This is a genomic window from Streptococcus sp., from assembly GCF_019414905.1.
Taxonomy (GTDB): domain Bacteria; phylum Bacillota; class Bacilli; order Lactobacillales; family Streptococcaceae; genus Streptococcus.
Genome location: NZ_DXLC01000008.1, coordinates 1 through 7,242 on the forward strand (window position 1 = coordinate 1; position 7,242 = coordinate 7,242).

6 protein-coding genes and 1 pseudogene are annotated in these 7,242 nt (G+C 37.2%); all 7 read left to right on the forward strand.

Annotated features, from left to right (window positions below):
- Positions 1-1,003, forward strand: a 1,003-nt coding sequence (locus tag QZ359_RS00140) for an alpha-amylase family glycosyl hydrolase (RefSeq protein WP_293944842.1), incomplete at its 5' end; no start/stop codon positions are given.
- A 196-nt stretch (positions 1,004-1,199) separates the two neighbouring features.
- Positions 1,200-3,158: a peptide ABC transporter substrate-binding protein gene (locus tag QZ359_RS00145; RefSeq protein WP_293944845.1), complete on the forward strand. Its 1,959-nt coding sequence runs from the start codon at positions 1,200-1,202 to the stop codon at positions 3,156-3,158.
- A gap of 370 nt (positions 3,159-3,528) precedes the next feature.
- Complete coding sequence (locus tag QZ359_RS00150) at positions 3,529-4,974, forward strand: LCP family protein (RefSeq protein WP_023945266.1); 1,446 nt, start codon at positions 3,529-3,531, stop codon at positions 4,972-4,974.
- Position 4,975: 1 nt separating this feature from the next.
- Complete coding sequence (gene cps4B / locus QZ359_RS00155) at positions 4,976-5,707, forward strand: capsular polysaccharide biosynthesis protein Cps4B (protein ID WP_000565324.1); 732 nt, start codon at positions 4,976-4,978, stop codon at positions 5,705-5,707.
- A gap of 8 nt (positions 5,708-5,715) precedes the next feature.
- Positions 5,716-6,408, forward strand: a complete 693-nt coding sequence (gene cpsC, locus QZ359_RS00160) for a capsular polysaccharide biosynthesis protein CpsC (protein WP_023945264.1) — start codon at positions 5,716-5,718, stop codon at positions 6,406-6,408.
- 9 nt (positions 6,409-6,417) lie between these two features.
- Positions 6,418-7,101: a tyrosine-protein kinase gene (locus QZ359_RS00165; RefSeq protein ID WP_293944864.1), complete on the forward strand. Its 684-nt coding sequence runs from the start codon at positions 6,418-6,420 to the stop codon at positions 7,099-7,101.
- 15 nt (positions 7,102-7,116) lie between these two features.
- Positions 7,117-7,242: pseudogene (locus QZ359_RS09490) on the forward strand (UDP-phosphate glucose phosphotransferase); the annotation flags it as partial.

Sequence of the window (7,242 nt, forward strand, 5' to 3'; positions counted from 1 at the left end):
TCCTGACGAGAAAGTAGTCAATAACGGTCCTATGCTCCATCCTTATCTCAAGGAGATGAATCAGGCTACCTTTGGAGATAAAGATCTCTTGACAGTAGGGGAAACATGGGGAGCAACGCCAGAAATCGCTAAACTTTACTCTGATCCAAAGGGACAAGAATTGTCTATGGTCTTCCAGTTTGAGCATATCTGTCTTCAGTATCAGGAGGGTAAACCTAAGTGGCAGTACCAAAAAATGCTAAATGTCGGGAAGTTAAAAGAAATTTTCAACAAATGGCAGACAGAGTTAGGAGTTGAGGACGGTTGGAATTCGCTTTTCTGGAACAATCATGACCTCCCACGTATCGTCTCTATTTGGGGAAATGACCAAGAATATCGTGAAAAATCTGCCAAAGCCTTTGCAATCTTGCTTCATCTCATGAGAGGGACACCTTATATCTACCAGGGTGAGGAGATTGGGATGACCAACTATCCATTTGAAACACTGGACCAAGTAGAAGATATTGAGTCCCTCAATTATGCACGTGAAGCGCTTGAAAAAGGCGTTCCGATGGAAGAAATCATGGACAGTATCCGTGTCATTGGTCGTGACAATGCCCGTACCCCTATGCAATGGGATGAGAGCCAAAATGCTGGTTTCTCAACAGGTCAACCTTGGTTGGCAGTCAATTCAAACTATCAAGCAATCAATGTTCAAGAAGCGCTGGCAAATCCAGATTCTATTTTCTATACCTATCAGAAACTGGTTCAAATCCGTAAGGAGAATAGCTGGCTGATTCGAGCGGACTTTGAACTATTGGAAACAGCTGACAAGGTCTTTGCTTATATCCGTAAAGATGGTGACCGTCAATTCCTAGTCGTAGCTAACTTGTCCAATGAAGAGCAAGATTTGATCGTAGAAGGAAACGTCAAATCGGTCTTGATTGAAAATACTGTGGCTCAAGAAGTCTTTGAAAAACAAATCTTAGCTCCATGGGATGCGTTCTGTGTGGAATTGGGCTAAATATTTCTGAACAGAAAAATCTAAAATTGAAATCGTATAAAAACAAGGGAGGACTGTATGAAAGGCAGAAATCCTTTGTTTTTTTATGACCTGCATTTATAAACTTTCATTCTAAAAATTCAATTAACTTTACAAATCCTGGCTATTTTGGTAAAATAAGTTTATGTTATAAAAACTAACATAAAGGAGAAAGAAGATGAATACAAAAAAGCGTGTTCTTAGTGCAGGCCTAACTTTTGCGGCTGCCTTGCTCTTGGCTGCCTGTGGACAATCAGGTTCAGATACAAAAACTTACTCATCAACCTTTAGTGGAAATCCAACTACATTTAATTACTTATTAGACTACTACGCTGACAATACATCGATTATCACCAACCTAGTGGATGGTTTGCTTGAAAATGACAATCACGGAAATCTAGTTCCATCTTTAGCAGAAGACTGGTCTGTTTCGAGCGACGGTCTGACTTATACCTATAAATTGAGAAAAGATGCCAAATGGTTCACGGCTGACGGTGAAGAGTACGCTCCAGTCAAGGCGCAGGATTTTGTGACAGGGATTAAATACGCAGTGGATAATAAATCTCAGGCCATTGACTTGATTCAAAACTCGATTAAGGGATTGAATGATTATATTACAGGAGTGGATTCTGATTTTTCTAAGGTTGGGGTGAAGGCCCTTGACGACCAGACGGTTGAGTATACTTTGGTACGCCCAGAGCCTTACTGGAATTCAAAAACAACCAACAGTATTCTTTTCCCAGTGAACGAAGAGTTTTTAAATTCAAAAGGGAAAGATTTTGGGACCCTATCTCCAGATAGCATTCTTTACAGCGGACCTTACTTGTTAAAAGATTTTACATCAAAATCATCGATCGAGTATGTGAAAAATCCTCATTACTACGATCATGATAAGGTATCGATTGAGCGCGTGAAATTGGCTTATTTTGACGGCTCAGACCAAGAATTGACCATCCGTAACTTTGAAAGCGGAGCTTATTCAATCGCTGGTGTTTATCCAAATAGTTCAAATTTTGCTAAGACAAAGGAAAAATATAAGAATAATATCATTTACAGTTTGCAGGACAAGACTTCTTGGTATTTTAATTTTAACGTCAACCGTAAGGCTTACAATCACACTGCTAAAACGACAGATGAGCAGAAGAAGTCAACTGAGACAGCTGTCTTGAACAAAAACTTCCGTCAAGCAGTGAACTTCGCCTTGGACCGCACAGCCTATTCTGCCCAGTCAAATGGGGAAGAAGCTGCTAGCAAGACTCTTCGTAACACCTTGGTGCCTCCAACATTTGTCCAAGTTGGAGATAAGACCTTTGGAGAAGTAGTCGCTTCTAAATTGGTCAACTATGGCACAGAATGGTCAGATATTAACTTGGCAGATGCCCAGGATGCCTATTTCAACAAAGAAAAAGCCCAAGCAAAATTTGCGGAAGCTAAAAAAGAATTGGCAAGTCAGGGTGTGACTTTCCCTATTCACTTGGATGTGGCAGTTGATCAGACGAATAAAAATGCTGTGACAGGTATGAACTCAGTTAAGCAGACCCTTGAATCAGTTTTGGGTGCTGATAATATTGTCATTGATGTTCAGCAACTGTCAACAGATGATTTTAATAATGTAGCCTTCTTAGCACCAACGCCAGCTGATCGAGACTACGATTTGAACTTTGATGGCTGGGTAGGTGATTACCAAGATCCATCAACTTATCTCAATCCTTTCAATGCAGAGGATGGATTCTACCTAAAGATTTTTGGTCTAGATGCCAAGGAAGATAAAGCAAAAATTGCTAGCTTAGGTTTGGATACTTACACTAAAATGCTTAAGGGAGCGGATAGTGAAAACAAAGATGTAGCGAAGCGTTATGAAAAATACGCTGAAGCTCAAGCTTGGATGATCGATAACTCTCTCATTATGTCAGCTATGTCAAATGGTGGGACGGCTTCTGTAACTAAAGTGACACCATTTACAAGAGGTTATTCATTGGTTGGTATCAAGGGTGATGGAAATAATTATAAGTACATGAAACTGCAAAAAGATACAGTTACGACTAAACAGTATGAAGAAGCCAAGACTAAATGGGAGCAAGAAAGTAAAAAAGCAATCGAAAAAGCTCAAAAAGAAGCAGAAAATCATGTTAAATAATGATGAGCAGTTCTATTGGATGGTTTTTATAAAGCCATCTTAATAGGGCTGTTTTTTGGCTGTACGGGCTAGTAGTTGTCTAGTTATGTTGAATTGTAAATGAAATGCAATGTTGAGTTTGATTGTTTAATGTTCAATGAAAATCAAAGAGCAACTAGGAAGATATGTACAGAATCTCAAAGACTTGTTTTGAGATTGTCTACGGTAACATATAACTATGATACGGTGGTACTGGTATGCTTTGAAGAGAAGTATCAGTATTTATGAGGTTCAAATAATCTATATCGAAGGAGGTTTATAAACTGGCTAGATGTAGAACTTACCGTAAAAAAGTGATATAATGGTAACATTAAATGTATAGGTGTTAATCATGAGTAGACGTTTTAAAAAATCACGTTCACAGAAAGTGAAACGAAGTGTTAATATAGTTTTGTTGACTATTTATTTATTGTTAGTTGGTTTTTTATTGTTCTTAATCTTTAAGTACAATATACTTGCTTTCAGGCACGTTAATATAGTGGTCGCAGTTTTTGCCGTGATGGTTGCTGTGATTGCTGCATTATTAATAATCTATAAAAAAGCAGAAAAGTTCACGATTTTCTTTTTGACACTAGCTGTTTTAGTGAGTTCTGTTTCTTTATTTACTCTGCAGCAATTTATAGGCTTTACAAGTCATATTAATGCAACTTCAAATTATTCAGAGTATTCTCTCAGTGTCGTCGTTTTAAAGGATAGCGATATCAATAATGTTGCCCAATTATCTAGTGTTATGGGACCAACAGGTACGGATGATGAGAATATTCAAAAGCTAATTTCTGATATTAAGACGAGTCAAAATAAGGATTTGACGGTTGATAAAAGTACTTCTTACTTGTCAACTTATAAAAGTTTGATTTCTGGAGAGGCCAAAGCCATTGTCTTAAATAGTGTATTTGAGAATATTATTGAAGCAGAGTATCCAGATTATGCTTCTAAAATTAAGAAAATTTACACTAAAAAAATGACCAAGGATGTTGAGACCCCTAAGGTATCTAAAGATCGCTTCTTTAATATCTATGTCAGTGGTATTGATACTTACGGTGCCATTAGTTCAGTTTCGCGCTCAGATGTCAATATCCTGATGACGGTCAATAGGGATACGAAGAGAATCCTTCTTACAACAACTCCACGAGATTCATATGTTCCTATTGCTGATGGTGGAAACAATCAAAAGGATAAATTGACTCATGCTGGTATATATGGGGTTGATTCATCTATTCATACCTTAGAGAACCTTTATGGTGTAGATATTAATTATTATGTTCGTTTGAATTTTACCTCATTTTTGAAATTGATTGACCTATTGGGAGGGGTAGATGTTCATAACGATCAAGAGTTTTCAGTTCTACATGGGAAGTTCCACTTTCCAGTTGGGAATGTCCATCTAGATTCTGAGCAAGCCCTAGGCTTTGTACGTGAACGCTACTCACTAGCCGATGGAGATCGTGACCGTGGTCGGAATCAACAAAAGGTCATTGTAGCAATCATTCAGAAGTTAACTTCTACAGAAGCCTTGAAAAACTATAGTAGTATTCTTCAAGGATTGCAGGATTCTCTTCAAACAAATATGCCGATTGAGACTATGATGGATCTAGTGAATACTCAGTTGGAAAGTGGAGGAAATTATAAAGTAAATTCTCAAGATTTAAAAGGGACAGGTCGGATGGATCTTCCTTCTTATGCAATGCCAGACAGTAATCTCTATATGATGGAAATAGATGAGAGTAGTTTAGCTACAGTCAAAGCAGCTATACAGGATGTGATGGAGGGTAGATAAAATGATAGACATCCATTCGCATATCGTTTTTGATGTAGATGACGGGCCGAAGTCAATAGAGGATAGTAAGGCACTTTTAAGAGAAGCTTATAATCAAGGGGTTCGAATGATTGTGTCTACTTCACATCGTCGAAAAGGAATGTTTGAAACTCCAGAAGAAAAAATTGCAACAAATTTTATTAAGGTTCGTGAAATTGCAAAAGAAGTAGCAGATGATTTAGTCATTGCTTATGGCGCAGAGATATACTATACTTCGGATGTGCTAGAAAAGCTAGAAAAAAAAGAAATTCCTACCCTTAATGATAGCCGTTATGCTTTGATTGAGTTTAGCATGCACACTCCCTATCGTGAGATTCATACGGGATTGAGTAATATTTTGATGTTGGGAATCACACCAGTAATTGCTCATATTGAACGTTATGATGCTTTAGAGAATAATGAAAAACGCGTTCGCGAACTGATTGATATGGGCTGCTATACTCAGATAAATAGTTATCATGTTTTAAAACCTAAGCTCTTTGGTGAAAGATATAAATTTATGAAAAAGAGAGCTCGGTATTTTTTGGAACGTGATTTAGTTCATGTAGTTGCAAGTGACATGCACAATTTAGACAGTAGACCTCCATATATGGAACAGGCATACGATATCATTGCTAAGAAATATGGAGCGAAAAAAGCGAAGGAACTTTTTGTAGAAAATCCCAGAAAAATTATAATGGATCAATTAATTTAGGAGAAAATATGAAAGATCAAAACACTTTGGAAATCGATGTATTTCAACTATTTAGAGCTTTATGGAAAAGAAAGTTAGTCATTTTATTAGTGGCAATTATAACTTCTTCAGTTGCTTTTGCCTACAGTACTTTTGTTATCAAACCTGAGTTTACTAGTACGACTCGGATTTATGTAGTTAACCGTAATCAAGAAGAGAAGTCTGGTTTAACCAATCAAGACTTGCAGGCAGGATCATACTTGGTTAAAGACTATCGTGAAATTATCCTATCGCAGGATGTTTTGGAGAAAGTTGTTTCTGATTTGAAACTAGATTTGACGCCGAAAGGTTTGGCTAATAAAATCAAGGTCAAAGTTCCGGTTGATACCCGTATCGTATCCATTTCAGTTAATGATCGAGTTCCTGAAGAGGCAAGCCGTATCGCTAACTCTTTGAGAGAAGTAGCTGCTCAAAAAATTATCAGTATTACTCGTGTTTCTGATGTGACAACACTGGAAGAAGCAAGACCAGCGATATCACCGTCTTCGCCAAATATTAAACGCAATACACTAATTGGTTTTTTTGTCGGGTTGATTGCCATAAGTGTTACAGTCCTTCTTCTTGAACTTGTGGACACTCGTGTGAAACGTCCAGAAGATATCGAAGATGCACTGCAGATGACACTTTTGGGAGTTGTACCAAACTTGGATAAGTTGAAATAGGAGAAAGAGATGCCAACATTAGAAATAGCACAGAAAAAACTGGAGTTCATTAAGAAGACAGAGGAATATTACAATGCCTTGTGTACAAATATACAGTTGAGCGGTGATAAACTAAAAGTGATTTCCGTTACTTCTGTTAACCCTGGGGAAGGAAAATCAACTACTTCCATAAATATAGCATGGTCTTTTGCGCGTGCAGGCTATAAAACTCTTTTGATCGATGGCGATATTCGAAATTCAGTTATGTCAGGAGTTTTTAAATCTCGTGAAAAAATTACAGGGCTGACAGAATTTTTATCTGGGACAACTGATTTATCTCACGGGTTATGTGATACAAATATTGAAAATCTATTTGTAGTTCAATCGGGATCTGTATCACCAAACCCTACAGCCTTGTTACAAAGTAAAAATTTTAATGATATGATTGAAACCTTGCGTAAATATTTTGATTATATCATTGTTGATACAGCACCTATTGGATTTGTTATTGATGCGGCAATTATCACTCAAAAGTGTGATGCGTCCATCTTGGTAACTGCAATGGGTGAGGCGAATAAGCATGATGTCCAAAAAGCGAAACAACAATTAGAGCAAACAGGAAAACCATTTTTAGGTGTCGTTCTCAATAAATTTGATGTTCAACGTGAAAAATATGGTTCTTACGGTGGTTATGGTAATTATGGTAAAAAATAACCTAGGGAAGATTTTATGGATGAAAAAGGATTAAAGATTTTTCTGGCAGTATTACAGAGTATTATTGTCATTTTATTGGTTTATTTTCTTAGCTTTGTTAGAGAGACAGAAATTGAACGTTCTTCGATGGTTATACTATAC